This window comes from Bacteroides sp. MSSM.1001136sp1_RTP21357st2_D2_RTP21359_211015, from assembly GCF_040913205.1.
In the GTDB taxonomy this organism is placed as follows: domain Bacteria; phylum Bacteroidota; class Bacteroidia; order Bacteroidales; family Bacteroidaceae; genus Bacteroides; species Bacteroides ovatus.
Map to the genome: position 1 here is coordinate 25,931 of NZ_JBDFVF010000034.1, position 26,551 is coordinate 52,481.

Genomic DNA, 26,551 nt, shown 5'->3' on the forward strand with positions numbered 1-26,551 from the left:
ATCAACAATTATTATTTAGTAGCTTTTTTCTTATTAGCAACGGTTTTCTTTCTACCTTTACGAGTACGTGCATTGTTCTTAGTGCTCTGACCTCTAACAGGCAGACCAATACGGTGACGTACACCACGATAGCAACCAATATCCATTAATCGCTTAATGTTCAATTGGATTTCAGAACGAAGATCACCTTCCACTTTATACTCTGCACCGATAATCTCACGAATCTTAGCAGCTTGATCATCTGTCCAGTCTTTAACCTTCAGATCTTTATCTACACCAGCTTTATCTAAAATTTTTGCTGAACTACTGCGACCTATTCCATATACATAGGTCAACGCAATTTCACCTCTTTTGTTCTGAGGTAAATCTACACCAACTATTCTTATAGCCATATACTTAATTATTTTTTTTGCAAAAATAACAAATTATCCTTGACGTTGTTTATACTTAGGATTTTTCTTGTTAATAACATACAAACGGCCATTACGTCTAACGATCTTACATTCTGGCGTGCGTTTCTTTAATGATGCTCTTACTTTCATATCTTATTTTATTTATATCTAAACACAATTCTTCCTTTCGATAAGTCGTAAGGAGACATTTCGACTCTCACTTTATCTCCCGGCAAAATCTTGATGTAATGCATCCGCATCTTACCTGAAATATGTGCAGTAATCTCATGTCCGTTTTCTAATTCAACACGAAACATTGCATTTGACAATGCTTCAACTATAACTCCATCTTGTTCTATTGCAGATTGCTTTGCCATATTATATTGCTTTATCTCCTAAAACTTCTTCTATGAATTTGAATGAAGACAAAATATCAGCTTCACCAGCTCCAACAGCTATCGTATGTTCAAAATGTGCAGCACATTTACGATCTCTGGTCCTCACAGTCCATCCATCACGTTCCATAATCACTTGTCGATCTCCCAATGTTATCATCGGCTCTATCGCTATGCAAAGGCCTCTTTTCATCAAAGGTCCATATCCTCTTTTACCATAATTAGGCACTTGAGGATCTTCGTGCATCTCTTTACCAATGCCATGACCAACAAACTCACGCACTACACCATAAGAGTGAGACTCACAATATTGCTGAATAGCATACCCGATGTCTCCGATTCTTTTGCCTTGCACTGCGTTCTGAATGCCAATATATAACGCTTCTTTAGTTACCTTCAACAAGTTACGAATTTCTTCGTCCACCTCTCCTACACAAAAAGTATAAGCAGAATCACCACAAAAACCATTCATGTAAGTTCCGCAATCCACTGATACGATATCGCCATCTTTCAGTACAATATCCCCTGGGATTCCATGTACAACCTGCTCATTAACAGAAGTACAAAGAGATGCGGGAAATGGTTCTCCATATTGATTCGGAAATCCTTTGAAAGTTGGAGTTGCCCCATGATCTCTAATGAACTCTTCAGCAACCTTATCCAACTCACGTGTAGTTACACCAGGCTTCACCAGTTTGGCAACCTCTGCAAGAGTTTTACCAACAAGCAGGTTACTCTGACGGAGCAATTCTATTTCATCTTCTGTTTTAAGAAATATCATTTCTAATCTAAAGAATTAATATGCCGCTACACCAGCGCGTCCTTTAATACGACCAGACTTCAACAGACCATCATAGTGTCTCATCAACAAATGACTTTCAACCTGTTGCAGTGTATCAAGAACAACACCTACAAGAATTAACAAAGATGTACCGCCGAAGAATTGAGCAAATCCTGCTTGCACTCCGAATATACCGGCAAAAGCAGGCATAATAGCAACTAAAGCCAAGAAGAAAGAACCCGGCAAAGTAATACGAGACATTATATCATCAATATACTCTGCTGTTTTCTTTCCCGGTTTAATACCAGGGATGAAACCATTATTTCTCTTCATATCCTCAGCCATCTGAGTCGGATTAATTGTAATTGCAGTATAGAAATATGTAAATAATATAATCATTACCGCAAAAACAAAATTATACCAGAAACTTGTATGATCTGTAAACGCATGCAAGAAACCGCCCGCATCATTTACATTTGAAAAACCGATAAACGTAATTGGAATAAACATGATTGCCTGAGCAAAAATGATAGGCATAACACCAGCAGCATTCACTTTCAAAGGAATGTATTGTCTAGCACCACCATATTGCTTGTTACCAACAATTCTTTTTGCATACTGTACAGGAATCTTTCTTGTACCTTGTACCAAAAGAATAGCAGCACCAATCACTAATAACAAGAATACGATTTCAATTATAAACATGATCAAACCACCACTCTTATTTGCTACTCTGGATACAACTTCTTGCAACAAAGCATCAGGGAAACGAGCGATAATACCAATCAAGATGATAAATGAAATACCGTTACCAATACCTTTATCAGTAATTCTTTCACCAAGCCACAAAATAAACATACTACCTGCTGCCAAAATAATGGTAGAGGTAACCATAAACAGAGTCCAATCTAATGAAGCATTTAAGGAAGGGCCAGCCTGCATTTTAAGATTGAGCAAATAAGAAGGGGCCTGAACTAACAATATAGCAATCGTCAAATAACGAGTATATTGATTCATTTTTCTTCTGCCGCTCTCACCTTCGCGTTGCAGCTTCTGGAAATACGGCACAGCGATTCCCAACAACTGGATTACGATAGATGCAGAGATATAAGGCATGATTCCTAATGCAAAAATAGAGGCATTAGAAAATGCTCCTCCAGAGAACATATTTAACAAGGCTAAAAGGCCTTCACTTGTTTGTTCGTGCAATTTTGCCAGCATTGCCGGATTGATACCTGGTAATACGACATATGATCCGAAACGGTAAATTGCCACAAACAATATGGTGATGAGGATCCGCTGTCTCAGATCCTCAATCTTCCATATATTCTTTAATGTTTCAATAGCTTTTCTCATTGAATCAGAGTTTTACTACAGTTCCACCAGCAGCTTCAATAGCAGCAGTTGCAGTCTTAGAGAATGCATGAGCTTCTACTTCCAGCTTGTTAGTCAGAGTTCCGTTACCCAATACTTTTACCAACTGATTTGAAGATATAAATCCTGCTTCGATAAAGTCGTTTACACCAATTTTTGCCAAGCTCTTAGCTTCAGCAAGTTTCTGGATAGTATCCAGATTGATGGCTTTATATTCTACACGATTGATATTCTTGAAACCAAATTTAGGAACTCGACGTTGAAGAGGCATCTGACCACCTTCAAAACCGATCTTCTTAGAGTATCCAGATCTTGATTTAGCTCCCTTATGACCTCTTGTAGAAGTACCGCCTAAGCCAGAACCAGTTCCACGTCCAATTCTTTTTCTTGTCTTAGTAGATCCCTCTGCAGGTTTTAAATTACTTAAGTTCATATTGTAATTTCGTTTTATTATTCAACAAATAATTACTTAACAATGGCAACCAAGTGTTTTACTTTATCTACCATCCCAAGAATTGAAGGAGTGCTTTCGTGTTCAACCACACGGTTCAGTTTACGAAGTCCCAGTGCATCGAGAGTTCTTTTCTGATCAGCTGGAGCACCAATTCTACTTTTAACTTGTTTAATCTTTATAGTTGACATATCTCCTCCTTATCCTCTAAATACTTTTTCAACACTAATACCTCTGTTCTGAGCAACCATTCTTGCATCACGCATTTCACTCAAAGCTTCGATTGTAGCTTTAACAAGGTTGTGCGGATTTGAAGAACCTTTAGATTTAGCCAAAACGTCAGTAACACCAACACTTTCCAATACAGCACGCATAGCACCACCAGCTACAACACCGGTTCCGTGAGATGCAGGTTTGATGAATACTTCAGCACCACCAAATCTAGCTGATTGTTCATGAGGAACAGTACCTTTTAAAATAGGTACTTTCACCAGGTTCTTTTTAGCTGACTCAACACCTTTAGCGATAGCAGCTGTTACTTCACCTGCTTTACCAAGTCCCCAACCAATGATACCTTCTTCGTTACCTACAACAACGATTGCAGAGAAACTAAAAGTTCTACCACCTTTGGTAACTTTAGTAACACGATTAATAGCAACCAATCTATCTTTCAGTTCTATATCGTTAGTAATCTTAACTCTATTATTAACTCCTGCCATAATGATTAAAATTTAAGTCCACCGTTACGAGCAGCATCAGCTACTTCTTTTACTCTCCCATGATACAAGTAACCATTACGGTCGAAAACAACAGTAGTTATACCTGCTTCCTGAGCCTTTTTAGCAATCATTTCACCAACTTTAGCAGCTTGTTCTTTTTTAGCGACTTTCTCAGTCAAGCCTAAAGAAGAAGCAGCGGCCAGTGTCTTACCAGAAAGATCATCGATAATCTGGACATAAATTTGCTTGTTACTTCTAAATACACTCATACGCGGACATTCAGTAGTACCTGAAATCTTGTTGCGTACTCTATATTTGATCTTAACTCGTCTTTCTATTTTTGTTGTCATAATAATCTAATTTTATATGAATTACTTAGCGCCGGCTGATTTACCAGACTTTCTACGAATTACTTCGCCAACAAACTTAATACCTTTACCCTTGTATGGTTCAGGCTTACGGAAAGAACGTATTTTAGAGCAAACTTGACCAAGCAATTGTTTGTCACACGATTCCAATATAATAAGAGGATTCTTATTTCTTTCAGACTTCGTTTCAACTTTTACCTCAGCAGGTAATTGAATGAAAATATTGTGTGTATAACCTAAAGCCAGTTCAATGATGTTACCTTGGTTTGAAGCACGATAACCTACACCTACAAGTTCCAGTTCTTTCTTGTAACCTTCAGATACGCCCACAACCATGTTGTGAACCAATGAACGATACAAACCGTGGAAAGCATGTTTCTGCTTCGGGTTATCAAGCATTTCTTTATCGTTTTCTGTTAAAGTTACGTGTCCGTCTTCAATAGTAACATTGATAGCAGGATTCACATATTGGCTCATTTCGCCTTTGGGTCCCTTTACGGTAACCACATTATCCTTCAGAGTGATTGTCACTCCAGCAGGGATACTAATGGGTAATTTTCCTATTCTTGACATTCTAATTCCTCCTAATTAATATACATAACACAAGACTTCACCACCGATCTTCAGTTCTGCAGCCTCTTTGTTAGTCATTACACCTTTGGAAGTAGATATTATAGCAATACCCAACCCATTAATAACACGCGGCATATCTTTGTAACCAGTATACTTACGCATACCCGGAGAAGATATTCTTTCTAACTTTTTGATTGCGTTAACTTTGTTAACAGAATCATACTTCAAGGCAACCTTAATAGTTCCTTGAGGACCATCTTCTACAAACTTATAATTAAGAATGTAGCCTTTTTCAAAAAGAATCTTAGTGATTTCTTTTTTCAAATTCGAAGCGGGAACTTCAACAACTCTGTGCTTTGCACCAATCGCGTTCCGCAACCTCGTTAAATAATCTGCTATTGGATCAGTCATATAAAAATAAATTAAATTAATCAGGACTACCCTGACAATATTTAAACAATAATTACCAGCTTGCTTTTTTTACGCCTGGGATCAGTCCGTTAGATGCCATCTCACGGAATTGAATTCTCGAAATTCCGAATTGACGAATATAACCTTTAGGACGACCAGTCAGTTTGCAACGGTTGTGCATACGAATTGGATTAGAATTCTTTGGCAACTCTTGCAACTTCTGTGCAGCTTCGAAAGCATCAGCAGGATCACCTGTTCTTACGATTTGCTTCAAAGCAGCTCTTTTCTCGGCGTATTTGGCTACTAATTTAGCACGCTTTACTTCACGTGCTTTCATTGATTCCTTTGCCATATCTATTAGTCTTTTTTAGCGTTTTTAAAAGGTAAACCGAATTCCTTCAGCAAAGCATAACCTTCTTCATCTGTTTCCGCAGAGGTTACAAAGGTAATATTCATTCCGAGAATTCTTGTAATACTATCGATATTTATTTCAGGGAAAATGATTTGTTCCTGAATACCAAGGGTATAGTTACCTTTACCATCAAACTTACTTTCGATACCTTTGAAGTCACGAATACGAGGAAGAGCTACACGAACCAATTTTTCAAGGAATTCGTACATTCTTTCACGACGTAAAGTTACCATAACACCAATCGGCATTTTTTTACGCAACTTAAAGTTTGCGATATCTTTACGAGAAATGGTAGCTACAGCTTTTTGACCTGTAATAGCTGTCATTTCATTGATTGCTACTTCGATAATCTTCTTATCAGCAACAGCCATACCTAATCCCTGATTGATTACAATCTTCTTAAGTACGGGTATCTGCATTGTAGAAGAATACTGGAACTGTGATTTCAATGCAGGTGCTATACGCTCTGCATATTCTTTCTTAAGACTAGCAGTATTACTCATTACTTAATCTCCTCTCCTGATTTTTTAGAATAACGCACTAAAGTTCCTTCCGAACTCTTTTTTCTCCCAATACGCGTTGCTTTACCAGTTTTTGGATCAACCGGGTTCAAGTTTGAAATGTGGATAGAAGCTTCTTGCTTCACAATACCACCTTGTGGATTCTTTGCATTCGGCTTTGTGCTTTTAGATACCATATTGATACCTTCTACAAATGCACGTCCTTCTTTAACAAGAACCTTCAATACACGACCAGTTTTGCCCTTATCTTCGCCAGCATTTACGTAAACTGTATCGCCTTTTTTAATATGTAATTTACTCATTACTTAAATCTTTTACAAATTAAAGTACCTCAGGCGCAAGTGACACAACTTTCATGTTTGTAGCACGAAGTTCTCTTGCTACAGGACCGAAAATACGACTACCTCTAATTTCACCTGCATTATTCAACAACACGCAAGCATTATCATCAAAACGTATATAAGAACCATCAGGACGACGGATTTCTTTCTTTGTACGTACAATCAAAGCCTTTGATACTGCACCTTTTTTAACATCACTAGAAGGGATAACACTCTTTACTGAAACTACAATGACATCCCCCACTGAAGCATAACGACGACCTGTACCACCCAAAACGCGGATACACAACGCCTCTTTCGCTCCACTGTTATCACATACTGTAAGTCTGGATTCTACTTGTATCATAATTACTTAGCTCTTTCAATTATTTCTACTAATCTCCATCTTTTAGTCTTGCTCAAAGGACGAGTTTCCATGATGCTTACAGTATCACCGATATTGCATTCATTCTTTTCATCGTGAGCATGGTACTTCTTCGTTTTACTAACGAACTTACCATATATAGGGTGTTTTTCCTTAAATTTGGCAGCAACTGTGATGGTCTTATCCATCTTATTGCTCAACACAACCCCTGTTCTTTCTTTTCTTAAATTTCTTGCTTCCATCAAGCTGATCATTTATTGTTAAGTTCTCTTTCGCGCAATTCTGTTTTCATACGCGCAATAGTCCTGCGTAATTGTTTGATTTGAGCAGGATTTTCCAAAGGAGAAATAGAATGATTAATAACCATTTGGTTATAATTAGCTGTTTCCGCCTCTACTCTTTCTACTAAATCATTAGTAGTCATTTCTTTTATTTCTGCAATTTTCATAACACTTACGCATTTTGATTTTGAATATCATAATCACGTCTTACGACAAACTTCGTTGTAATAGGAAGCTTTTGAGCAGCTAAGCGCAATGCTTCTTTCGCGATTTCGTAAGATACTCCTTCAGCTTCAATAATGATTCTACCTGGAGTCACAGGAGCCACAAATCCCTCTGGAGCACCTTTACCTTTACCCATACGTACATCGGCAGGTTTTCTAGTGATCGGTTTATCCGGGAATATACGGATCCAGATCTGTCCTTGACGTTGCATATATCTTGTTACTGCAATACGAGCAGCTTCGATCTGACGGCCTGTAATCCACTTAGTCTCCAAAGCCTTTATGCCAAAAGAACCAAAGGCCAGCTGGTTGCCTCTCTGGGCATTACCTTTCTGACGACCTTTTTGTTGTCTTCTGAATTTTGTCTTTTTCGGTTGTAACATAGTTTCCTAAAATTCAAATTCGTTTAGCGATTATTTTTCTTTCTTTTGAAGTTCTTTCCGCCGTTGTTTCCACTATTGTTTCCACGACCACTTTCTTTGCTTTGTGTAAAGTTCGGAGCCAATTCTTTCTTACCAAACACTTCACCTCTACAAATCCAAACTTTGATACCTAAAAGACCTACTTTAGTCAATGCTTCTGCATGACAGTAGTCGATATCAGCTCTGAAAGTGTGCAACGGAGTTCTTCCTTCTTTATACATTTCAGAACGGGCCATTTCAGCTCCATTCAAACGTCCTGAAATCTGAATTTTGATACCTTCAGCACCCATACGCATTGTGTTTGCGATAGCCATTTTGATGGCACGGCGATAGGCAATTTTACCTTCAACCTGACGAGCGATGTTGTTAGCAACAATCACAGCATCCAGTTCCGGTCTCTTCACTTCAAAGATATTGATTTGAATATCTTTGTCGGTAACCTTCTTCAACTCCTCTTTTAACTTATCAACTTCTTGGCCACCTTTACCGATAATAATACCCGGGCGAGCAGTGCAAACAGTAATAGTAACGAGCTTCAGCGTACGTTCAATTACGATTCTTGATACACTTGCTTTTGCAAGTCTTGCATTAAGATATTTACGGATTTTGCTATCTTCCAGCAAAGAATCACCGTAATCATTTCCACCATACCAGTTAGAATCCCATCCTCTGATAATTCCTAAACGGTTGCTTATTGGATTAACTTTTTGTCCCATCTACCTTAATTTTGATCTTCGTTATTACTTTTAGCACCAACGAACAATGTTACGTGATTTGAACGTTTGCGAATTCTATAACCTCTACCCTGTGGTGCCGGTCTCATTCTTTTGAGTGTAGCTCCACCATCAACAAAAATCTGTGTTACGAACAACTCGCCACTTTCCGCTTTACGTTCGTTTTTCTGTTCCCAGTTAGCAATTGCAGAGCGAAGCAATTTTTCCACTCTTGCAGCAGCTTCTTTTGAAGAAAATTTCAAAACACCAAGTGCTCTGTTCACTTCCATACCACGGATCATGTCTGCAACCAGACGCATCTTACGCGGAGAAGTAGGAACATTTTGCAATTTTGCAAAATACATGGTCTTAAGGGCTTCTTTTCTCTTTTCAGCCGATATTTTTTTTCTTGCTCCCATTATTATTTATTACTTTATTATTTCAAATAAATCCTGTTATCTTTTCTTGTTACCAGCGTGTCCTCTGAATGTACGAGTTGGAGCAAATTCGCCCAACTTGTGTCCTACCATATTCTCGGTAACATAAACAGGAATAAATTTATTTCCATTGTGAACTGCAACTGTATGGCCTACAAAATCAGGCGAAATCATTGAAGCTCTGGCCCAAGTCTTTACTACGACTTTCTTACCTGATTCATTCATGGCAAGAATTCTCTTTTCAAGCTTAACGTTAATATATGGACCTTTTTTTAATGAACGACTCATAGTTTACTCAATTAATCAGATTACTTTTTTCTTCTCTCAATAATGTACTTAGACGATTGTTTCTTAGGAGCTCTAGTCTTAAGTCCCTTAGCATACAATCCCTTACGTGATCTTGGGTGACCTCCAGAAGCACGTCCTTCACCACCACCCATCGGGTGATCAACCGGGTTCATTACAACACCACGGTTACGAGGACGACGTCCTTGCCAACGAGAACGTCCAGCTTTACCTGAACTTTCCAATCCATGATCAGAGTTACCTACACTACCGATAGTAGCTTTACAAGTGCTAAGAATCTGTCTAACTTCACCTGAAGGCAACTTAATTACACAATACTTACCCTCACGAGAAGTCAACTGAGCAAAGTTACCAGCTGAACGAACCAGAGCAGCACCCTGTCCCGGACGTAATTCGATATTGTGAATCACAGTACCCACCGGAATGTTTTGAAGAGGAAGAGCATTACCAATCTCTGGCGCTGCTGTTTCACCTGACATCAGAGTCGCACCAACTTGCAATCCATTGGGAGCAATAATATATCTTTTTTCTCCATCAGCGTAAAATAACAGAGCGATACGAGCCGAACGATTCGGATCGTATTCAATTGTTTTAACTACTGCTGGAACACCGTCCTTATTTCTCTTGAAATCAACAATTCTAATCACCTTTCTATGACCGCCACCAATGTAGCGCATAGTCATCTTACCTTCGCTGTTACGACCTCCAGATGATTTCTTACCATATACAAGAGACTTTTCTGGTACTGATGCAGTAATTTCTTCGAAAGTACCAATAATTTTATGTCTTTGCCCCGGTGTTGTGGGCTTAAATTTACGTACTGCCATTTTTATTAAATATTGCTATAAAAATCAATAGTATCTCCTTCTTTCAATGTCACGATTGCTTTTTTGAAAGCATTCGTACGACCATTGATGATACCTGCTTTGGTATAACGGCTCTTATTTTTGCCAGCATACTTCACAGTATTCACATCAACTACTGTAACATTATAAAGAGCTTCAATTTCCTTCTTAATTTCCAGTTTGTTAGCTTCAGGACGTACAACAAAGCCGAAACGATTCAGCTTATCTGTGATTGCAGTCATTTTCTCTGTTACCAACGGTTTAATAATAATTCCCATTATTTAAGCCTCCTTTTTAAATTAAGATATTGTCAATAGCCTTCAGAGAGTTTTCAGTAAGCACAACAACCCCAGCATTCAATACTCTGTAAGTATTTAATCCCGAGATAGTCTGCACATTAGCACCCTCAATGTTACGAGCTGACAAATATACGTTTTTATTTGCTTCCGGTAAAATTACAAGTAGCTTTTTATCGGAAACTTTAAGATTTTTTGTCATTGCAACGAAATCTTTTGTCTTAGGAGCTTCAAATGTGAAATCCTCAACGACAACGATTGCATCGTTTTGAGCTTTATAAGACAAAGCTGACTTACGAGCCAATGTCTTAACTTTTTTATTCAACTTGAAGAAGTAGTCTCTTGGTTTCGGACCGAAAACGCGGGCACCACCTACAAGAACCGGTGAGTTCATATCACCACGACGAGCTCCGCCACCACCTTTCTGGCGACCGATCTTACGAGTTGAACCACTGATTTCACTTCTTTCTTTTGACTTATGAGTACCCTGACGCTGATTAGCCATAAATTGTTTTACGTCCAAATAGATAGCGTGGTCGTTGGGCTCAATTCCGAAGATAGATTCGTTTAACGTAACCTTTCTCCCAGTGTCTTCACCTTTAATGTTATATACGTTAACTTCCATTATTTCTCAATTAATACGATTGAACCTTTGCAACCCGGGATAGAACCTTTAATCAAAAGAAGGTTATGATCCGCGATTACTTTTAATACCTGCAAGTTTTGTACAGTGACTCTGTCACCACCAAGTTGTCCACCCATGCGCATTCCCTTGAATACTTTTGCAGGGTAAGAACAAGCACCAATAGAACCCGGTTTACGAGCGCGGTTGTGCTGTCCGTGAGTAGCCTGACCCACACCACCAAAACCATGTCTTTTTACTACACCCTGGAAACCTTTACCTTTAGAAGTTCCAACAACGTCAACAAAGTTAGCATCATTAAACATCTCTACGGTAATAGTATCACCCAGATTCAAATCTGTTCCAAATTCTTTGAACTCAGCCAAGTGTCTCTTCGGTGTTACTCCTGCTCTTTTAAAATGTCCCATCAACGGTTTAGTTGTATGTTTTTCCTTTTTGTCCTGGAAACCCAACTGAACAGCTGCATAGCCATCTTTTTCTACAGTTTTAACTTGAGTAACAACACAAGGACCTGCTTCGATAACAGTGCATGGTACATTTTTACCATCGGCACTGAAAACGGATGTCATTCCGATTTTTTTTCCTAATAATCCTGGCATTTCACTAATTTTTAATTATCAAACTTTAATTTCTACTTCCACACCACTTGGCAATTCCAACTTCATCAGAGCATCTACTGTCTTAGCTGTTGAGCTATAGATGTCGATCAATCTCTTATAAGAAGAGAGTTCAAATTGCTCACGAGACTTTTTGTTTACGAAAGTCGAACGGTTCACAGTAAAGATACGCTTGTGCGTAGGCAGAGGTATCGGACCGCTAACAATAGCACCTGTAGCTTTTACAGTTCTTACAATTTTCTCAGCTGACTTGTCAACCAAGTTGTGGTCGTAAGATTTCAATTTAATTCTAATTTTCTGACTCATTATTTTTTTTAATTAATACATTTATAATAAGATAAAGCGGCAGGCTAAGAGTCATTCGCTAGCCTGCTGCTTTAGATATTTTAGAGTAAATCAGCACGTCCTTTTACTTCTTCCAATACAGCCTTGGCAATAGAAGAAGAAACCTGAGCGTGATGAGAGTAAGTCATTGATGAAGTTGCACGACCAGAAGTGATAGTACGTAAAGCTGTTACATAACCAAACATTTCTGCCAGCGGAACCATCGCTTTCACGATACGGGCACCAGAACGACTAGATTCCATACCTTCAACCTGTCCACGACGTTTGTTCAAGTCACCGATAACATCACCCATATTCTCTTCCGGAGTTACAACTTCCAGCTTCATGATAGGTTCCATCAAAACAGGACCTGCCTTAGCACATGCATTTTTATAAGCCTGCATTGCACAGATTTCGAATGACAACTGATCAGAGTCAACCGGATGGAATGAACCATCAACCAAAGTAACTTTCAATGAATCCAGCGGATAACCTGCCAAAACACCACTCTTCATAGCATTCGTAAAGCCTTTCTGAACAGCAGGAATAAATTCCTTAGGAATGTTACCACCTTTCACTTCGTCAACAAACTGCAAACCACCCAAAGTGAAATCTGCATCAGCCGGACCAATATTCACGATGATATCAGCAAACTTACCACGCCCACCAGATTGCTTCTTATATACTTCACGCAAATTAACTGTCTTCGTGATAGCTTCTTTGTAGTTAACCTGCGGCTTACCCTGGTTACATTCTACCTTGAACTCACGTTTCAAACGATCAATAATGATATCCAAGTGAAGCTCACCCATACCAGAAATAACCGTCTGACCTGTCTGTTCGTCTGTCTTCACAGTAAACGTCGGATCTTCTTCAGCCAATTTAGCCAAACCGTTAGACAGCTTATCCATATCCTTCTGCGTCTTAGGTTCTACAGCGATACCGATAACTGGTTCCGGGAAGTCCATAGATTCAAGTACGATCGGAGCGTTTTCATCACACAAAGTATCACCAGTGTGAATATCCTTAAAACCTACACCTGCACCGATATCACCAGCACCGATTACTTCAACCGGATTCTGTTTGTTAGAGTGCATCTGGAACAGACGAGAAACGCGTTCTTTCTTACCAGAGCGAGAGTTGTAGATATAAGAACCTGCTTCAATTTTACCTGAATAAACACGGAAGAAAGTCAAACGACCTACATATGGGTCAGTTGCGATCTTAAATGCTAAAGCTGATGTTTTTTCATCATCACTTGGTTTACGATCTTCTTCAGCTCCAGTATTAGGATTTGTACCTATTACATTCTCTGTATCAAGCGGAGAAGGCAAAAAAGCACAAACATAGTCAAGCAATGTCTGAACACCTTTGTTCTTGAAAGAAGATCCACAAAGCATGGGGACTACAGCCATCTGAACTGTTGCATTGCGAAGAGCTCTCAACACTTCTTCTTCAGTAATAGTAGAAGGATCATCGAAATATTTCTCCATCAAAGCATCATCAAATTCAGCTACTTTTTCAAGCATCTTGTCTCTCCACTCGTTAGCTTCATCGACAAGTTCTGCCGGAATTTCCTCAACACTGTAGTCAGCACCCATTGTTTCATCGTGCCAATAAATAGCTTTCATTTTGATAAGATCAACAAGACCTTTAAAAGATTCTTCAGCACCAATAGGAACAACAATCGGACACGGATTAGCTCCAAGCACATCCTTCATCTGGCGAACTACTTCAAAGAAGTCTGCACCAGAACGGTCCATCTTATTAACATAAGCAATACGAGGAACGTTATATTTATCAGCTTGACGCCATACTGTTTCTGATTGGGGCTCAACACCACCAACAGCACAATAAGCAGCCACAGCTCCATCAAGGATACGCAATGAACGTTCTACCTCTGCAGTAAAATCAACGTGCCCCGGAGTGTCAATCAAGTTAATTTTATAAGTATCACCAGCATATTTCCATCTTGTTGTTGTAGCAGCAGATGTAATAGTGATACCACGTTCTTGCTCCTGTTCCATCCAGTCCATAGTAGCAGCACCGTCATGAACTTCACCAATTTTGTGAGTCAATCCAGTGTAGAACAGGATACGTTCAGAAGTAGTTGTTTTTCCGGCATCGATGTGAGCCATGATACCGATATTACGAGTTAAATGTAAATCATGTTTAGCCATCTTCTAATTCCTTTACTTTAAGTTTATATTTGGTTTCTTACAGTATTAGAATCTAAAATGAGCAAATGCACGGTTAGCTTCTGCCATTCTATGCATGTCTTCTTTACGTTTGTATGCACCGCCTTGTTCATTGAAGGCATCCATAATTTCAGCAGCCAACTTGTCAGCCATTGATTTACCACCTCTTTTACGAGCAAACAGAATCAGATTCTTCATTGAAATTGATTCTTTACGATCCGGACGGATTTCAGTAGGAACTTGGAAAGTAGCACCACCGACACGGCGAGACTTTACTTCCACTTGCGGAGTTACATTATCCAAAGCCTTTTTCCAGATTTCGAGAGCAGATTTTTCTTCGTTAGGAAGTTTAGCTTTCACTGTTTCCAGAGCGGCATAAAAGATTTCATAAGATGTATTTTTCTTTCCATCATACATCAAGTGGTTCACGAACTTAGAAACCTTTTGGTCATTAAACACGGGATCCGGAAGGATTACGCGTTTTTTTGGTTTTGCTTTTCTCATTTGTTTGAAAAATAATGTTTTTGTTCTTGGTTGTCTACATCTTGACTTCTTCAACTCTCCCTCCGGAGAATTTACTCAACCTTTAGCATTTCCAACAAACTAAAACGTAAGTTATTACTTTAATTTTAATCAGGTCTTAATCCTTATTTCTTCTTACCTTTAGCAGGAGCAGCAGCTTGTCCTGGTTTCGGGCGCTTAGCACCATACTTAGAGCGTCTTTGAGTACGGCCAGCAACACCTGCTGTATCAAGTGTACCACGAACGATGTGATAACGTACACCCGGAAGGTCTTTTACACGACCACCACGTACCAAAACGATTGAGTGTTCCTGCAAGTTGTGTCCTTCTCCCGGAATGTATGAGTTCACCTCTTTTTGGTTAGTCAAACGTACACGAGCTACTTTACGCATTGCAGAGTTCGGTTTCTTCGGAGTAGTAGTATATACTCTCACGCAAACGCCACGTCTTTGAGGACATGAATCCAAGGCTGGAGATTTACTTTTCTCCACCAGCACTTCGCGTCCTTTTCTTACTAATTGCTGAATTGTAGGCATTTTAATTGTTTTTTGATTTATATTATTGTTATATTAATTTCGTAACTATACATTTTGGGCTGCAAAAATACGAATAATATTTGAATATTCAATGCGCTACAACTTTTTTTTCTTTTTTAATGTTTTTATATCATCTTCATGCTTCGCCTTTTACACCCGCCAAGGGAGGAAGAGAAGGTTCATCTGAAGTACGAATCGGGCCGAATACCCGTTCATACTTTGCTATATTGTCTTCCAATGCCCGCAGCAAGCGTTTTGCGTGTTCCGGAGCCACAATAATGCGAGATTGCACGCCAGCCTTCGGTATGCCCGGCATTATGCGCACGAAGTCAAGGATGAATTCAGAACTAGAATGAGTAATAATAGCTAGATTTGCATAAGTTCCCTGCGCTACCTCTTCTCTCAATTCAATCTGTAATTGTCCATTGTTATTTTGTTCTTCCATATTTTATATGATTAAAAAGTTATCCTGCAAAATAACACATTTTTCCTGAGACTAATGGTAATACACACAAGTAAAAAAGAAATAAAAAAAGGAGCAATTACCCAATCTGGCAATCGCTCCTTCTCATATAGTCAATTGAATTGTATTTATTCTACTTCATTGTAGTCAAGTACTGTTTTCTTGTTAGCCAAGATACGGTCATACTCTTCTTTTGATCCAACGATGAGTTTTTCAAATTCGCGCTGACCGGTACCTGCAGGAATCAAGTGACCACAGATCACATTTTCCTTCATACCTTCCAACTTATCGATCTTACCGTTGATAGCAGCCTCATTCAAGACTTTCGTTGTTTCCTGGAAGGAAGCAGCCGACATAAAGCTTGAAGTCTGCAAAGCAGCACGTGTAATACCCTGAAGGATCTGAGTAGAGGTAGCAGCAACAGCATCACGAACCTCAACCGGTTTCAAGTCACGACGTTTCAACATACTGTTCTCATCACGCAACTTGCGGGCAGTTACAATCTGACCAGCTTGCATATTTTGAGAATCACCAGCATCCACTACGACTTTCTTACCCCAGATACGATCATTTTCTTCCATGAATTCCAGTTTGTCTACGACTTGCTGTTCGAGGAAACGAGTATCTCCCGGTTCATCAATCTGAACCTTGCGCATCATCTGACGAACGATAATCTCGAAGTGCTTATCATTGATCTTCACACCCTGCAAGCGGTATACATCCTGAACTTCATTCACGATATATTCTTGTACAGCTGTAGGACCTTTAATTGCCAAGATGTCTGCTGGAGTAGTAGCACCGTCAGACAACGGAGTACCTGCACGTACATAGTCATTTTCCTGTACCAGAATCTGCTTAGACAGTGCAACCAGATATTTTTTAACCTCACCAGTCTTGGAAGTTACAATGATCTCACGGTTACCACGCTTGATCTTACCCATTGTTACCTCACCGTCGATTTCAGAAACGACAGCCGGATTTGACGGGTTACGAGCTTCAAACAATTCAGTAACACGAGGAAGACCACCCGTGATATCACCCGCTTTACCGACGGCACGCGGAATCTTCACGATTACTTCACCAGCTTTTACCTTCTGACCATTCTCGATGATTACGTGACCACCTACCGGTAAGTTATAAGTACGGATCAAATCACCGTCCTCTGTCAAAATATGAGCTGTAGGAACTTTGGTTTTATCCTTGGATTCAATAATAATAATTTCACGAAGACCTGTTGCTTCATCCGATTCAACCTTATAAGTAACGTTTTCAATTACGCCCTCAAATTCGATCTTACCGGTTGCTTCTGTAATAATAACAGCATTGAACGGGTCCCACTTAGCGATCAGTTTGCCTTTTTCTACCAAGTCGCCGTCACTTACATACAGTGTTGAACCATAAGGTACGTTATGAGTAGAAAGAACAATACCGGTATTTACATCCACAAAACGTACTTCGGCCAAACGACCTACTACCACTTTTGCAGATTCACCCATCTCGTCAACGATATCTACTGTACGCAACTCTTCAAATTCAAGACGTGCATTATTTTTAGCAACGATACTGGCGTTAGCTGCAATATTTGCAGCAGTACCACCGGCGTGGAATGTACGCAATGTCAACTGTGTACCCGGCTCACCAATAGACTGAGCAGCGATTACACCGACAGCTTCACCCTTCTGAACCATGCGGCTCGTTGCCAAGTTACGTCCGTAGCATTTAGCACAAACACCCTTCTTAGCTTCACAAGTCAATACCGAACGAATTTCAACACTCTCGATCGGAGACTCCTGAATCTTCTTGGCTACTTCTTCTGTAATTTCTTCACCACCGGCAACAAGTAATTCACCTGTGGTAGGATGAATAATATCATGTACGGAAACACGGCCTAAGATACGTTCGTACAGAGTAGCAATAACCTCATCGTTATTCTTAAGGTCCGTACAAACCAATCCGCGGAGAGTACCGCAGTCTTCTTCTGTAATAATCACATCATGTGATACGTCCACCAGACGACGGGTCAGATAACCGGCATCGGCAGTCTTCAAAGCGGTATCCGCCAAACCTTTACGAGCACCGTGGGTAGAGATAAAGTACTCCAACACCGAAAGTCCTTCTTTAAAGTTCGACAAAATCGGGTTCTCGATGATCTGACCACCTTCAGCACCTGCTTTCTGCGGTTTTGCCATCAAACCACGCATACCTGACAACTGACGAATCTGCTCTTTAGAACCACGGGCACCAGAGTCAAGCATCATATATACAGAGTTGAAACCCTGATCGTCCGAAGAAATAGTCTTCATCAGGATATTAGACAACTCGGAGTTCACATGTGTCCAAATATCAATTACCTGATTGTAACGTTCGTTATTGGTAATGAAACCCATGTTATAGTTGTTTACGACTTGTTCAACTTCGTCGTAACCTTTTTGTACCAAAGTTTCTTTTTCCTTCGGAATGATAATATCACCCAAGTTGAATGACAAACCACCCTTGAACGCCATCTGATAACCTAAATTCTTGATTCCATCCAGGAAGTCGGCAGCCTTAGCCACACCACATACCTTAATTACATCACTAATAATATCACGAAGAGATTTCTTAGAGATAATTGTATTGATATAACCAGCTTCAGGTGGAACGATTTCATTCACAATCACACGTCCTACTGAAGTTTCGCGCATTACGTCTACAATGTTACCATTTTCATCAACGTCTTTCACGATAACCTTCACCGGAGCATGAATATCTACCTTACCTTCATTGTAAGCGATCAACGCTTCTTCCGGTCCGTAGAATGTCAAACCTTCACCTTTTGCACCGGCACGCAACTTAGTAATATAGTACAAACCAAGAACCATATCCTGTGCAGGCACAGTAATAGGCGCACCGTTTGCCGGATTCAAGATATTATGTGATTGAAGCATCAACATTTGTGCTTCAAGAATTGCTTCATTACTCAAAGGTAAGTGAACAGCCATCTGGTCACCGTCAAAGTCGGCGTTGAATGCCGTACATGCCAACGGGTGCAACTGGATAGCTTTACCTTCGATCATTTTAGGCTGGAAAGCCTGAATACCCAAACGGTGCAAGGTCGGAGCACGGTTCAACAGTACCGGGTGTCCCTTCATTACATGTTCCAAGATATCCCAAATCACCGGCTCTTTGCGGTCTACGATTTTCTTTGCAGACTTAACAGTCTTAACGATACCACGTTCGATGAGCTTGCGAATAATAAACGGCTTGTATAATTCGGCAGCCATCAATTTAGGAATACCGCATTCACCCATCTTCAATTCCGGACCAACGACGATTACGGAACGAGCAGAGTAGTCAACACGTTTACCCAGCAAGTTCTGACGGAAACGTCCCTGTTTACCTTTCAAACTGTCAGACAATGACTTCAACGGACGGTTGGCATCTGTCTTCACAGCACTTGACTTACGTGAGTTATCAAACAAAGAATCGACAGATTCCTGAAGCATACGTTTTTCATTACGCAAGATTACTTCCGGAGCCTTGATTTCAATCAGTCGTTTCAAACGGTTGTTACGGATAATCACACGACGATAAAGGTCGTTCAAGTCAGATGTAGCAAAACGGCCACCATCCAGCGGAACCAACGGACGAAGTTCGGGCGGAATAACCGGTACGATACGTACGATCATCCATTCCGGTTTGTTACGTCCACGTGATGCGCGGAACGATTCTACTACCTGAAGACGTTTCAAAGCTTCATTCTTACGTTGCTGAGACGCATCGTTTCCGGCGCGGTGACGCAGTTCGTAAGACAAAGCATCCAGATCCAAACGAGCCAGCAAATCATAGATAGCTTCGGCTCCCATCTTTGCAACAAATTTATTCGGATCATTATCTTCAAGATACTGATTGTCTTTCGGAAGAGTATCCAGAATATCCAGATATTCTTCTTCAGAAAGCAAATCATATTCAGCTACGCCATCTTCAGCTTTCACACCCGGCTGAATAACAACATAACGTTCGTAGTATATAATCGAATCCAGTTTCTTTGTCGGCAATCCGAGCAAATAACCGATTTTATTAGGAAGCGAACGGAAATACCAGATGTGAGCCACCGGCACAACCAGCTGGATATGTCCCATACGTTCACGGCGCACTTTCTTTTCAGTAACTTCCACACCACAACGGTCGCAGACGATACCTTTATAACGGATACGCTTGTATTTACCGCAATGACATTCATAATCCTTGATAGGACCAAAAATGCGCTCGCAGAACAAACCGTCACGTTCGGGTTTGTACGTACGGTAATTAATGGTTTCAGGCTTCAAAACTTCACCACTCGAATTCTCAAGGATTTCTTCCGGAGAAGCCAGACCAATTGAGATCTTCGAGAAATTACTTTTCGTCTTATTTTCTTTTCTAAAAGCCATACTCTATATAATTGAGATTTGATAATTGAATCATTGGAAATTGAAAAAAGTGCGGATGCCAACAGACCTTCATCGGTACATTGACATCTCACATTCTTTCATTATTTTATTCTAGGTTGATACTCAAACCTAAACCTCTCAACTCGTGCAACAATACGTTCAAGGATTCCGGAATACCAGGTTGTGGCATCGGTTCACCTTTCACAATTGCTTCATAAGCCTTCGAACGTCCTACCACGTCATCAGATTTGATAGTCAGGATTTCCTGCAAGATATGGGCAGCACCGAAACCTTCGAGTGCCCAAACCTCCATTTCTCCGAAACGCTGACCACCGAATTGAGCTTTACCACCAAGAGGTTGCTGAGTAATCAATGAGTACGGACCGATAGAACGAGCATGCATCTTGTCTTCAACCATGTGGCCCAACTTCAACATGTAAGTTACGCCCACAGTAGCTGCCTGGTCAAATTGCTCACCTGTACCACCATCACAAAGATAAGTCTTACAGTAGCGAGGCAATCCTGCCTTGTCTGTCCACTGATCCAGATCTTCCATGGTAGCACCGTCGAAAATAGGAGTCGCGAATTTCACGCCCAACGTTTTTCCGGCACGTCCGAGTACAGCTTCAAAAATCTGACCAATGTTCATACGAGAAGGCACACCCAACGGATTCAACACAATGTCAACCGGAGTACCATCAGCCAAGAACGGCATATCCTCCTGACGAACAACACGGGATACAATACCCTTGTTACCGTGGCGACCAGCCATCTTATCACCCACACCAATCTTACGTTTCTTAGCAATATATACTTTTGCCATCTGGATAATACCAGCAGGAAGTTCATCACCAATTGTAATAGCAAACTTCTTACGTTTCAATTCAGCATCCAGCTCTTTATATTTCTTAATGAAATTCATCACCAGATCACGAATCATACCGTTAATATGATCGTCGCTTGTCCAGTTGCTCAATTGAATAGAAGTAAAGTCAAGTGAATCAAAATCAGAAGCACTGAACTTAGAACCTTTCGCAATAACTTCCGCACCCAAATAGTCTTTCACACCTTGAGAAACCTTACCTTCAGTCAAAGTCATCAGTTTCTTAACCAGGATACGTTTCAAGTCAGCTACCTTAGATTCAAATTCATCATCAATCTTAGGCAACAATGCTTTATCGGCCAGTTTAGAGCTACGATTCTTAATCACACGTGAGAAAAGTTTCTTATCAATCACCACACCTTTCAAAGAAGGAGAAGCTTTCAAAGAAGCATCTTTCACGTCACCTGCCTTATCACCGAAGATAGCCCGAAGCAGTTTTTCTTCCGGAGAAGGATCAGATTCACCCTTCGGCGTAATCTTACCAATCATGATATCACCCGGCTCGATACGAGCACCGATTCTTACGATACCGTTTTCATCCAAGTCTTTGGTAGCTTCTTCACTTACATTCGGGATATCAGAAGTCAACTCTTCCATACCACGTTTTGTTTCACGAACTTCCAGAGAATATTCCTCTACGTGAACTGAAGTCAACAAGTCTTCGCGTACCACACGTTCGTTCAATACGATAGCATCCTCATAGTTGTAACCCTTCCAAGGCATATAAGCTACCAACAGGTTCTTACCCAATGCCAATTCACCCTTTTCAGTAGAATAACCTTCAGTCAAGATATCACCTTTCTTCACACGCTGGCCTTTGTCACAAATCGGACGCAAGTCAATCGTCATGTTCTGGTTAGTCTTACGGAACTTAGGTATTCTATATTCCTTCAAAGCAGGTTCGAAACTTACAAATTCTTCGTCTTCCGTACGGTCATACAAAATACGGATAGTAGTAGCATCCACATAGTCAACCACACCATCGCCTTCTGCGGTAATCTGGGTACGAGAGTCTCTTACCAACTGACGTTCGATACCTGTACCTACGATCGGAGCTTCACTTCTCAACAAAGGAACCGCCTGGCGCATCATGTTCGATCCCATCAATGCACGGTTAGCATCGTCATGTTCCAAGAATGGAATCAAAGAAGCTGCAATAGATGCGATCTGCTGAGGAGCAACGTCCATCAAGTCAACTTCAGATGGTTCAACAACCGGGAAATCTGCATCTTGACGAGACTTAACTCTGTTAAGTACGAATGTACCATCGTCATTCAACGGAGCATTTCCCTGCGCAATAACCTTTTCTTCCTCTTCTTCAGCAGTCAGATAAATCAGACCGTTATCAGAAAGATCCACTTTTCCATTTTCCACCTTGCGGTAGGGAGTTTCAATGAATCCTAGCTCATTAATCTTAGCAAATACACACAATGAAGAAATCAAACCGATGTTCGGACCTTCAGGAGTCTCAATCGGACAAAGACGACCATAGTGTGTATAGTGAACGTCACGAACCTCAAATCCGGCACGTTCACGGGAAAGACCACCAGGACCAAGGGCAGACATACGACGTTTGTGCGTAATTTCAGCCAGCGGGTTTGTCTGGTCCATGAACTGCGACAACGCGTTCGTTCCGAAGAATGAGTTGATTACTGAAGAAATAGTCTTTGCATTAATCAAATCAATCGGAGTAAACACTTCATTGTCACGAACGTTCATACGTTCACGAATCGTACGAGACATACGAGCCAGCCCCACAGCAAACTGATTAGAAAGCTGTTCACCAACAGTACGTACACGACGGTTACTCAAGTGGTCAATATCATCCACATCCGCTTTTGAGTTAATCAACTCAATCAGATATTTGATGATTTCAATAATATCTTCCTTCGTGAGGACACGCACGTCCATGTCAGTCGTCAGATTCAACTTTTTGTTGATTCTGTAACGACCTACATCACCAAGGTCATATCGTTTTTCTGAGAAGAACAAGTTGTTGATAACCTCCCTTGCACTTGCGTCATCAGCCGGATCGGCATTACGCAACTGACGGTAGATATACAACACAGCTTCTTTTTCCGAGTTACTCGGGTCCTTCTGCAACGTATTATATATGATAGAGAAATCGGACTGATTCGGTTCATCCTTATGCAAAAGGATGTTCTGAACTCCCGACTCCAAAATTTCATCAATATGCTCCTCTTCCAGTACGGTTTCACGGTCGATAATAACTTCGTTACGTTCAATAGAAACCACTTCACCGGTATCTTCATCAACGAAATCTTCAATCCATGTTTTCAAGACACGTGCAGCCAGTTTACGGCCTAACACCTTCTTCAGATTTGTCTTGTTTACCTTCACATCTTCTGCAAGATCGAAAATCTCAAGAATATCTTTGTCATTCTCGAAGCCAATTGCACGCAACAATGTAGTCACCGGCAATTTCTTCTTACGGTCGATGTATGCGTACATCACATTATTGATGTCAGTAGCAAACTCAATCCACGAACCCTTAAACGGAATAATACGAGCCGAATAAAGTTTCGTACCATTGGCATGTACACTCTGACCGAAGAACACACCCGGAGAACGGTGAAGCTGTGACACAACTACGCGTTCGGCACCGTTAATGACGAAAGTAGCCTTATCAGTCATATAAGGAATCGGGCCGAGGAATACGTCCTGAATCACTGTATCAAAATCCTCATGATCGGGGTCCGTACAGTAAAGCTTAAGTTTCGCTTTTAAGGGAACACTATAAGTAAGCCCACGCTCTATACAATCATCAATGGTATAACGCGGCGGATCAATATAATAGTCCAGAAACTCAAGAACAAAATTGTTTCTTGTATCGGCAATAGGGAAGTTTTCAGCAAATACTTTATACAATCCCTCATTCTTACGCTTTTCAGGTGGGGTATCTAATTGTAGAAAGTCTTGGAATGACTTCAATTGTACTTCCAGGAAATCCGGGTATTCTAGCGGATTCTTAGTCGAAGCAAAATTAACTCTTTGATTTACAGTATTTGAAGACATCTGTCAATGAATTTGGAGAACTTAATTTGAAATATATACACAAAAAGGTTAAGAATCCTCTTGTGAAGGATTCCTAACCGAATTACCTGATTACCAGGCCAATGTTATTTAAGTTCAACTTCAGCTCCAGCTTCTTCCAATGTTTTCTTCAATGATTCTGCTTCGTCTTTAGCCAAACCTTCTTTTACTGTGCTAGGAGCACCGTCTACCAAGTCTTTAGCTTCTTTCAAACCAAGACCACAAGCTTCCTTAACGGCCTTAACTACCTGAAGTTTAGCTGCACCAGCGCTCTTCAATACTACGTCGAAAGAAGTTTTTTCTTCTGCGGCAGCAGCACCAGCTGCAGGACCAGCAGCAACAGCTACAGCTGCAGCAGCAGGTTCAATACCGTATTCTTCTTTAAGGATAGTTGCAAGTTCATTAACTTCTTTTACTGTCAAGTTAACTAATTGTTCTGCAAAAGCTTTCAAATCTGCCATTTTTTGTATGATTTTAATGTTTAAATACTTGTTGATTTTTGAAAATTATTTGGGATGTTATTCCCAAGGCTGTGACGCCTTTTTCCATTTTTACGCTTCGGTACGTTCACCAAGAGTCTTGAGAACTCCGTGAAGGGTGTTACCACCTGATTGAAGAGCAGAAATAACATTCTTGGCCGGAGATTGCAACAGTGCAACGATATCGGCGATAACTTCATTCTTACTCTTGATTGCAACGAGAGCATCCAATTGGTCTGCACCAACATAGAAGCTTTCTTCTGCATACGCAGCTTTCAGTCCGGGAATACCGTCTTTCGCTTTGTCTTTGATTAACTTAGCAGGTACGTTTGCAGTGTTAGTAAACATAACAGCAGTAGTACCTTTCAAAGAACCGTAAAGAGGTGAAAAGTCTTCTTCCAGGCTTTCAAGTGCTTTGTGAAGCAGAGTGTTTTTAACCACCATCAATTTGATGTCTGATTTAAAGCAATCTCTTCTCAATGCGCTGGTAGCAGCAGCGTTCATCGCTGTAACGTCTACCAAGTAGAAGTGACCATATTCCTTTACTGTAGCAGCAATTTGCTCTATAATCGTACTTTTATCTTCCTTTCTCATTATTTCTCTGTTTTATTAGATTTCATCCACTGATTTCGGGTCGATTTTAATACCCGCACTCATTGTACTAGAAAGATAAATACTCTTAATATATGTACCCTTTGCTGCGGTCGGTTTCAGCTTGTTCAGAGTAGAGATGAACTCTTTCGCGTTGTCGCGAATCTGATCAGGACTGAATGATACCTTACCGATAGAAGTGTGAACGATACCGCTCTTATCAACTTTAAAGTCAATCTTACCTTGTTTTACTTCTTTTACAGCCTTAGCAACATCCATAGTTACAGTACCACTCTTAGGGTTCGGCATCAATCCACGAGGACCGAGTACACGACCGAGTGCACCAATTTTACCCATGATAGATGGCATAGTGATGATTACATCAATATCAGTCCATCCACCTTTGATCTTTTCAATATATTCGTCAAGACCAACATAGTCAGCACCAGCTTCTTTTGCAGCAGCTTCAGCATCCGGTGTACAAAGTACCAACACACGCACTTCTTTACCAGTACCATGAGGAAGTGAAACAACACCTCTCACCATCTGGTTAGCTTTACGCGGGTCAACCCCTAAACGTACATCAATATCCAGTGAAGCATCGAATTTGGAAAAAGTGATTTCTTTTACCAAAGATGCAGCTTCTTTCAGTGAGTATGCTTTCCCTGCTTCAATTTTTTCTGCAGCTAACTTTTGATTTTTTGTCAGTTTACCCATTACAATTGAAGTTTATTAGTTATTAACCGGGAACTCCCCTTTTACAGCGATACCCATACTTCTAGCTGTACCTGCAACCATTCTCATGGCAGCTTCCACAGTAAAACAGTTCAAGTCAACCATTTTGTCCTGAGCGATCGTACGAACTTGTTCCCAAGTAAGCTCGGCAACTTTCTTACGGTTAGGCTCAGCAGAACCACTCTTTACCTTAGCTACTTCAAGTAATTGAATAGCGACGGGAGGAGTCTTGATTACAAAATCGAAAGACTTATCTGCGTAGTAAGTAATGATAACAGGTAAAATTTTACCTGCTTTGTCTTGGGTTCTGGCATTGAATTGCTTGCAAAATTCCATGATATTGATACCCTTAGAACCCAAAGCAGGTCCAACGGGAGGTGATGGATTTGCAGCGCCTCCTTTAATCTGTAACTTGATTAGTCCAGCAACTTCTTTAGCCATTTTTTTATTGATTTATATATAAACATT

General features: G+C 40.4%; 36 protein-coding genes. All 36 read right to left on the bottom strand.

The genetic code is table 11. From position 1 onward, the window contains the following. Positions 1-11 precede the first annotated feature (11 nt). Positions 12-392 (bottom strand): 30S ribosomal protein S13, encoded by a 381-nt coding sequence (rpsM, locus tag AB5217_RS19335; protein ID WP_004296328.1) that lies wholly within the window; start codon positions 390-392, stop codon positions 12-14. 33 nt (positions 393-425) lie between these two features. Next, positions 426-542: a type B 50S ribosomal protein L36 gene (gene ykgO / locus AB5217_RS19340; RefSeq protein ID WP_002558051.1), complete on the bottom strand. Its 117-nt coding sequence runs from the start codon at positions 540-542 to the stop codon at positions 426-428. A gap of 8 nt (positions 543-550) precedes the next feature. Further along, on the bottom strand, positions 551-769 hold the full coding sequence (infA, locus tag AB5217_RS19345) for a translation initiation factor IF-1 (protein ID WP_002558052.1): 219 nt from the start codon (positions 767-769) through the stop codon (positions 551-553). A 1-nt stretch (position 770) separates the two neighbouring features. After that, a complete protein-coding gene (gene map / locus AB5217_RS19350; RefSeq protein WP_004296329.1) occupies positions 771-1,568 on the bottom strand; it encodes a type I methionyl aminopeptidase in 798 nt (265 codons plus the stop codon). A gap of 15 nt (positions 1,569-1,583) precedes the next feature. Continuing rightward, a complete protein-coding gene (gene secY / locus AB5217_RS19355) occupies positions 1,584-2,924 on the bottom strand; it encodes a preprotein translocase subunit SecY (protein ID WP_004296330.1) in 1,341 nt (446 codons plus the stop codon). Between the two features lie 4 nt (positions 2,925-2,928). Beyond that, positions 2,929-3,375 (bottom strand): 50S ribosomal protein L15, encoded by a 447-nt coding sequence (gene rplO, locus AB5217_RS19360; RefSeq protein ID WP_004296331.1) that lies wholly within the window; start codon positions 3,373-3,375, stop codon positions 2,929-2,931. Between the two features lie 32 nt (positions 3,376-3,407). Further along, positions 3,408-3,584, bottom strand: a complete 177-nt coding sequence (rpmD, locus tag AB5217_RS19365) for a 50S ribosomal protein L30 (RefSeq protein ID WP_004296332.1) — start codon at positions 3,582-3,584, stop codon at positions 3,408-3,410. Between the two features lie 9 nt (positions 3,585-3,593). Beyond that, positions 3,594-4,112, bottom strand: coding sequence for a 30S ribosomal protein S5 (gene rpsE / locus AB5217_RS19370; RefSeq protein WP_004296333.1), 519 nt, complete (start codon positions 4,110-4,112; stop codon positions 3,594-3,596). Between the two features lie 5 nt (positions 4,113-4,117). Continuing rightward, positions 4,118-4,462, bottom strand: a complete 345-nt coding sequence (gene rplR / locus AB5217_RS19375) for a 50S ribosomal protein L18 (protein WP_004310883.1) — start codon at positions 4,460-4,462, stop codon at positions 4,118-4,120. Positions 4,463-4,483: 21 nt separating this feature from the next. Continuing rightward, positions 4,484-5,053 (bottom strand): 50S ribosomal protein L6, encoded by a 570-nt coding sequence (rplF, locus tag AB5217_RS19380; RefSeq protein WP_004310884.1) that lies wholly within the window; start codon positions 5,051-5,053, stop codon positions 4,484-4,486. Positions 5,054-5,068: 15 nt separating this feature from the next. Next, complete coding sequence (gene rpsH, locus AB5217_RS19385; protein ID WP_004296336.1) at positions 5,069-5,464, bottom strand: 30S ribosomal protein S8; 396 nt, start codon at positions 5,462-5,464, stop codon at positions 5,069-5,071. 52 nt (positions 5,465-5,516) lie between these two features. After that, on the bottom strand, positions 5,517-5,816 hold the full coding sequence (gene rpsN, locus AB5217_RS19390; protein WP_004310885.1) for a 30S ribosomal protein S14: 300 nt from the start codon (positions 5,814-5,816) through the stop codon (positions 5,517-5,519). A 5-nt stretch (positions 5,817-5,821) separates the two neighbouring features. Next, positions 5,822-6,379 carry a 50S ribosomal protein L5 gene (gene rplE, locus AB5217_RS19395; RefSeq protein ID WP_004310886.1) on the bottom strand — a complete coding sequence of 186 codons (558 nt, stop codon included), beginning with the start codon at positions 6,377-6,379 and terminating at the stop codon, positions 5,822-5,824. Beyond that, complete coding sequence (gene rplX, locus AB5217_RS19400; RefSeq protein ID WP_004296339.1) at positions 6,379-6,699, bottom strand: 50S ribosomal protein L24; 321 nt, start codon at positions 6,697-6,699, stop codon at positions 6,379-6,381. Before rplX ends, rplE begins: the two co-directional genes overlap by 1 nt. Positions 6,700-6,718: 19 nt before the next feature. Next, complete coding sequence (rplN, locus tag AB5217_RS19405) at positions 6,719-7,084, bottom strand: 50S ribosomal protein L14 (protein WP_004296340.1); 366 nt, start codon at positions 7,082-7,084, stop codon at positions 6,719-6,721. Between the two features lie 2 nt (positions 7,085-7,086). After that, positions 7,087-7,356, bottom strand: coding sequence for a 30S ribosomal protein S17 (rpsQ, locus tag AB5217_RS19410; protein ID WP_004296341.1), 270 nt, complete (start codon positions 7,354-7,356; stop codon positions 7,087-7,089). Next, positions 7,353-7,550, bottom strand: a complete 198-nt coding sequence (rpmC, locus tag AB5217_RS19415; RefSeq protein WP_004296342.1) for a 50S ribosomal protein L29 — start codon at positions 7,548-7,550, stop codon at positions 7,353-7,355. The genes rpsQ and rpmC overlap by 4 nt, the downstream gene beginning before the upstream one ends. Before the next feature lie 5 nt (positions 7,551-7,555). Beyond that, complete coding sequence (gene rplP / locus AB5217_RS19420) at positions 7,556-7,990, bottom strand: 50S ribosomal protein L16 (RefSeq protein ID WP_004291234.1); 435 nt, start codon at positions 7,988-7,990, stop codon at positions 7,556-7,558. 23 nt (positions 7,991-8,013) lie between these two features. Next, positions 8,014-8,745 (bottom strand): 30S ribosomal protein S3, encoded by a 732-nt coding sequence (gene rpsC / locus AB5217_RS19425; RefSeq protein ID WP_004296343.1) that lies wholly within the window; start codon positions 8,743-8,745, stop codon positions 8,014-8,016. Between the two features lie 5 nt (positions 8,746-8,750). Beyond that, the gene (gene rplV, locus AB5217_RS19430) at positions 8,751-9,161 is read right to left on the bottom strand and encodes a 50S ribosomal protein L22 (protein WP_004296344.1); all 411 of its coding nucleotides are present in this window, start codon (positions 9,159-9,161) and stop codon (positions 8,751-8,753) included. 36 nt (positions 9,162-9,197) lie between these two features. After that, positions 9,198-9,467: a 30S ribosomal protein S19 gene (gene rpsS / locus AB5217_RS19435; protein ID WP_004296345.1), complete on the bottom strand. Its 270-nt coding sequence runs from the start codon at positions 9,465-9,467 to the stop codon at positions 9,198-9,200. Between the two features lie 20 nt (positions 9,468-9,487). Then, positions 9,488-10,312: a 50S ribosomal protein L2 gene (gene rplB, locus AB5217_RS19440; RefSeq protein ID WP_004296346.1), complete on the bottom strand. Its 825-nt coding sequence runs from the start codon at positions 10,310-10,312 to the stop codon at positions 9,488-9,490. A 5-nt stretch (positions 10,313-10,317) separates the two neighbouring features. After that, a complete protein-coding gene (rplW, locus tag AB5217_RS19445; protein WP_004296347.1) occupies positions 10,318-10,608 on the bottom strand; it encodes a 50S ribosomal protein L23 in 291 nt (96 codons plus the stop codon). Positions 10,609-10,624: 16 nt separating this feature from the next. After that, on the bottom strand, positions 10,625-11,251 hold the full coding sequence (rplD, locus tag AB5217_RS19450) for a 50S ribosomal protein L4 (protein WP_004296348.1): 627 nt from the start codon (positions 11,249-11,251) through the stop codon (positions 10,625-10,627). After that, the gene (rplC, locus tag AB5217_RS19455; protein WP_004296349.1) at positions 11,251-11,868 is read right to left on the bottom strand and encodes a 50S ribosomal protein L3; all 618 of its coding nucleotides are present in this window, start codon (positions 11,866-11,868) and stop codon (positions 11,251-11,253) included. The genes rplD and rplC overlap by 1 nt, the downstream gene beginning before the upstream one ends. An 18-nt stretch (positions 11,869-11,886) precedes the next feature. After that, entirely contained in the window at positions 11,887-12,192 is a 306-nt protein-coding gene (rpsJ, locus tag AB5217_RS19460) for a 30S ribosomal protein S10 (RefSeq protein ID WP_002558075.1), read from the bottom strand. Positions 12,193-12,272: 80 nt separating this feature from the next. Beyond that, a complete protein-coding gene (gene fusA, locus AB5217_RS19465; protein ID WP_008646328.1) occupies positions 12,273-14,390 on the bottom strand; it encodes an elongation factor G in 2,118 nt (705 codons plus the stop codon). Between the two features lie 45 nt (positions 14,391-14,435). Further along, a complete protein-coding gene (rpsG, locus tag AB5217_RS19470) occupies positions 14,436-14,912 on the bottom strand; it encodes a 30S ribosomal protein S7 (protein ID WP_004307540.1) in 477 nt (158 codons plus the stop codon). Between the two features lie 143 nt (positions 14,913-15,055). Next, positions 15,056-15,466: a 30S ribosomal protein S12 gene (gene rpsL, locus AB5217_RS19475; protein ID WP_002558078.1), complete on the bottom strand. Its 411-nt coding sequence runs from the start codon at positions 15,464-15,466 to the stop codon at positions 15,056-15,058. Between the two features lie 136 nt (positions 15,467-15,602). Then, positions 15,603-15,911, bottom strand: coding sequence for a DUF3467 domain-containing protein (locus AB5217_RS19480; RefSeq protein ID WP_032844162.1), 309 nt, complete (start codon positions 15,909-15,911; stop codon positions 15,603-15,605). Positions 15,912-16,057: 146 nt separating this feature from the next. Continuing rightward, positions 16,058-20,341 (bottom strand): DNA-directed RNA polymerase subunit beta', encoded by a 4,284-nt coding sequence (gene rpoC / locus AB5217_RS19485; protein WP_004310891.1) that lies wholly within the window; start codon positions 20,339-20,341, stop codon positions 16,058-16,060. 106 nt (positions 20,342-20,447) lie between these two features. Then, entirely contained in the window at positions 20,448-24,260 is a 3,813-nt protein-coding gene (gene rpoB, locus AB5217_RS19490; protein ID WP_004310892.1) for a DNA-directed RNA polymerase subunit beta, read from the bottom strand. Positions 24,261-24,364: 104 nt separating this feature from the next. Continuing rightward, positions 24,365-24,739, bottom strand: a complete 375-nt coding sequence (gene rplL, locus AB5217_RS19495; protein ID WP_004296358.1) for a 50S ribosomal protein L7/L12 — start codon at positions 24,737-24,739, stop codon at positions 24,365-24,367. 90 nt (positions 24,740-24,829) lie between these two features. After that, positions 24,830-25,351 (bottom strand): 50S ribosomal protein L10, encoded by a 522-nt coding sequence (rplJ, locus tag AB5217_RS19500; RefSeq protein ID WP_004296359.1) that lies wholly within the window; start codon positions 25,349-25,351, stop codon positions 24,830-24,832. Between the two features lie 15 nt (positions 25,352-25,366). Then, positions 25,367-26,065, bottom strand: a complete 699-nt coding sequence (rplA, locus tag AB5217_RS19505) for a 50S ribosomal protein L1 (protein ID WP_004296360.1) — start codon at positions 26,063-26,065, stop codon at positions 25,367-25,369. 15 nt (positions 26,066-26,080) lie between these two features. Further along, entirely contained in the window at positions 26,081-26,524 is a 444-nt protein-coding gene (rplK, locus tag AB5217_RS19510; protein WP_004296361.1) for a 50S ribosomal protein L11, read from the bottom strand. Positions 26,525-26,551 lie beyond the last annotated feature (27 nt).

Coding starts and splice junctions, on each gene's coding strand:
- infA (WP_002558052.1), bottom strand. CDS start 769: ATGGCAAAGCAATCTGCAATAGAACAAGATGGAGTTATAGTTGAAGCA.
- rpmD (WP_004296332.1), bottom strand. CDS start 3,584: ATGTCAACTATAAAGATTAAACAAGTTAAAAGTAGAATTGGTGCTCCA.
- map (WP_004296329.1), bottom strand. CDS start 1,568: ATGATATTTCTTAAAACAGAAGATGAAATAGAATTGCTCCGTCAGAGT.
- rplN (WP_004296340.1), bottom strand. CDS start 7,084: ATGATACAAGTAGAATCCAGACTTACAGTATGTGATAACAGTGGAGCG.
- rpsG (WP_004307540.1), bottom strand. CDS start 14,912: ATGAGAAAAGCAAAACCAAAAAAACGCGTAATCCTTCCGGATCCCGTG.
- rpmC (WP_004296342.1), bottom strand. CDS start 7,550: ATGAAAATTGCAGAAATAAAAGAAATGACTACTAATGATTTAGTAGAA.
- rpsE (WP_004296333.1), bottom strand. CDS start 4,112: ATGGCAGGAGTTAATAATAGAGTTAAGATTACTAACGATATAGAACTG.
- rplK (WP_004296361.1), bottom strand. CDS start 26,524: ATGGCTAAAGAAGTTGCTGGACTAATCAAGTTACAGATTAAAGGAGGC.
- AB5217_RS19480 (WP_032844162.1), bottom strand. CDS start 15,911: ATGGAAGAACAAAATAACAATGGACAATTACAGATTGAATTGAGAGAA.
- rpsJ (WP_002558075.1), bottom strand. CDS start 12,192: ATGAGTCAGAAAATTAGAATTAAATTGAAATCTTACGACCACAACTTG.
- rpsQ (WP_004296341.1), bottom strand. CDS start 7,356: ATGATCAGCTTGATGGAAGCAAGAAATTTAAGAAAAGAAAGAACAGGG.
- rplE (WP_004310886.1), bottom strand. CDS start 6,379: ATGAGTAATACTGCTAGTCTTAAGAAAGAATATGCAGAGCGTATAGCA.
- rplC (WP_004296349.1), bottom strand. CDS start 11,868: ATGCCAGGATTATTAGGAAAAAAAATCGGAATGACATCCGTTTTCAGT.
- rplA (WP_004296360.1), bottom strand. CDS start 26,065: ATGGGTAAACTGACAAAAAATCAAAAGTTAGCTGCAGAAAAAATTGAA.
- rpsL (WP_002558078.1), bottom strand. CDS start 15,466: ATGCCTACAATTCAGCAATTAGTAAGAAAAGGACGCGAAGTGCTGGTG.
- rpsS (WP_004296345.1), bottom strand. CDS start 9,467: ATGAGTCGTTCATTAAAAAAAGGTCCATATATTAACGTTAAGCTTGAA.
- rpoB (WP_004310892.1), bottom strand. CDS start 24,260: ATGTCTTCAAATACTGTAAATCAAAGAGTTAATTTTGCTTCGACTAAG.
- rplP (WP_004291234.1), bottom strand. CDS start 7,990: ATGTTACAACCGAAAAAGACAAAATTCAGAAGACAACAAAAAGGTCGT.
- rplF (WP_004310884.1), bottom strand. CDS start 5,053: ATGTCAAGAATAGGAAAATTACCCATTAGTATCCCTGCTGGAGTGACA.
- rpsH (WP_004296336.1), bottom strand. CDS start 5,464: ATGACTGATCCAATAGCAGATTATTTAACGAGGTTGCGGAACGCGATT.
- rplJ (WP_004296359.1), bottom strand. CDS start 25,351: ATGAGAAAGGAAGATAAAAGTACGATTATAGAGCAAATTGCTGCTACA.
- fusA (WP_008646328.1), bottom strand. CDS start 14,390: ATGGCTAAACATGATTTACATTTAACTCGTAATATCGGTATCATGGCT.
- rplW (WP_004296347.1), bottom strand. CDS start 10,608: ATGGGAATTATTATTAAACCGTTGGTAACAGAGAAAATGACTGCAATC.
- rplR (WP_004310883.1), bottom strand. CDS start 4,462: ATGACAACAAAAATAGAAAGACGAGTTAAGATCAAATATAGAGTACGC.
- rplB (WP_004296346.1), bottom strand. CDS start 10,312: ATGGCAGTACGTAAATTTAAGCCCACAACACCGGGGCAAAGACATAAA.
- rplL (WP_004296358.1), bottom strand. CDS start 24,739: ATGGCAGATTTGAAAGCTTTTGCAGAACAATTAGTTAACTTGACAGTA.
- ykgO (WP_002558051.1), bottom strand. CDS start 542: ATGAAAGTAAGAGCATCATTAAAGAAACGCACGCCAGAATGTAAGATC.
- rpsN (WP_004310885.1), bottom strand. CDS start 5,816: ATGGCAAAGGAATCAATGAAAGCACGTGAAGTAAAGCGTGCTAAATTA.
- rpsM (WP_004296328.1), bottom strand. CDS start 392: ATGGCTATAAGAATAGTTGGTGTAGATTTACCTCAGAACAAAAGAGGT.
- rpsC (WP_004296343.1), bottom strand. CDS start 8,745: ATGGGACAAAAAGTTAATCCAATAAGCAACCGTTTAGGAATTATCAGA.
- rplD (WP_004296348.1), bottom strand. CDS start 11,251: ATGGAAGTTAACGTATATAACATTAAAGGTGAAGACACTGGGAGAAAG.
- rplV (WP_004296344.1), bottom strand. CDS start 9,161: ATGGGAGCAAGAAAAAAAATATCGGCTGAAAAGAGAAAAGAAGCCCTT.
- rpoC (WP_004310891.1), bottom strand. CDS start 20,341: ATGGCTTTTAGAAAAGAAAATAAGACGAAAAGTAATTTCTCGAAGATC.
- rplO (WP_004296331.1), bottom strand. CDS start 3,375: ATGAACTTAAGTAATTTAAAACCTGCAGAGGGATCTACTAAGACAAGA.
- secY (WP_004296330.1), bottom strand. CDS start 2,924: ATGAGAAAAGCTATTGAAACATTAAAGAATATATGGAAGATTGAGGAT.
- rplX (WP_004296339.1), bottom strand. CDS start 6,699: ATGAGTAAATTACATATTAAAAAAGGCGATACAGTTTACGTAAATGCT.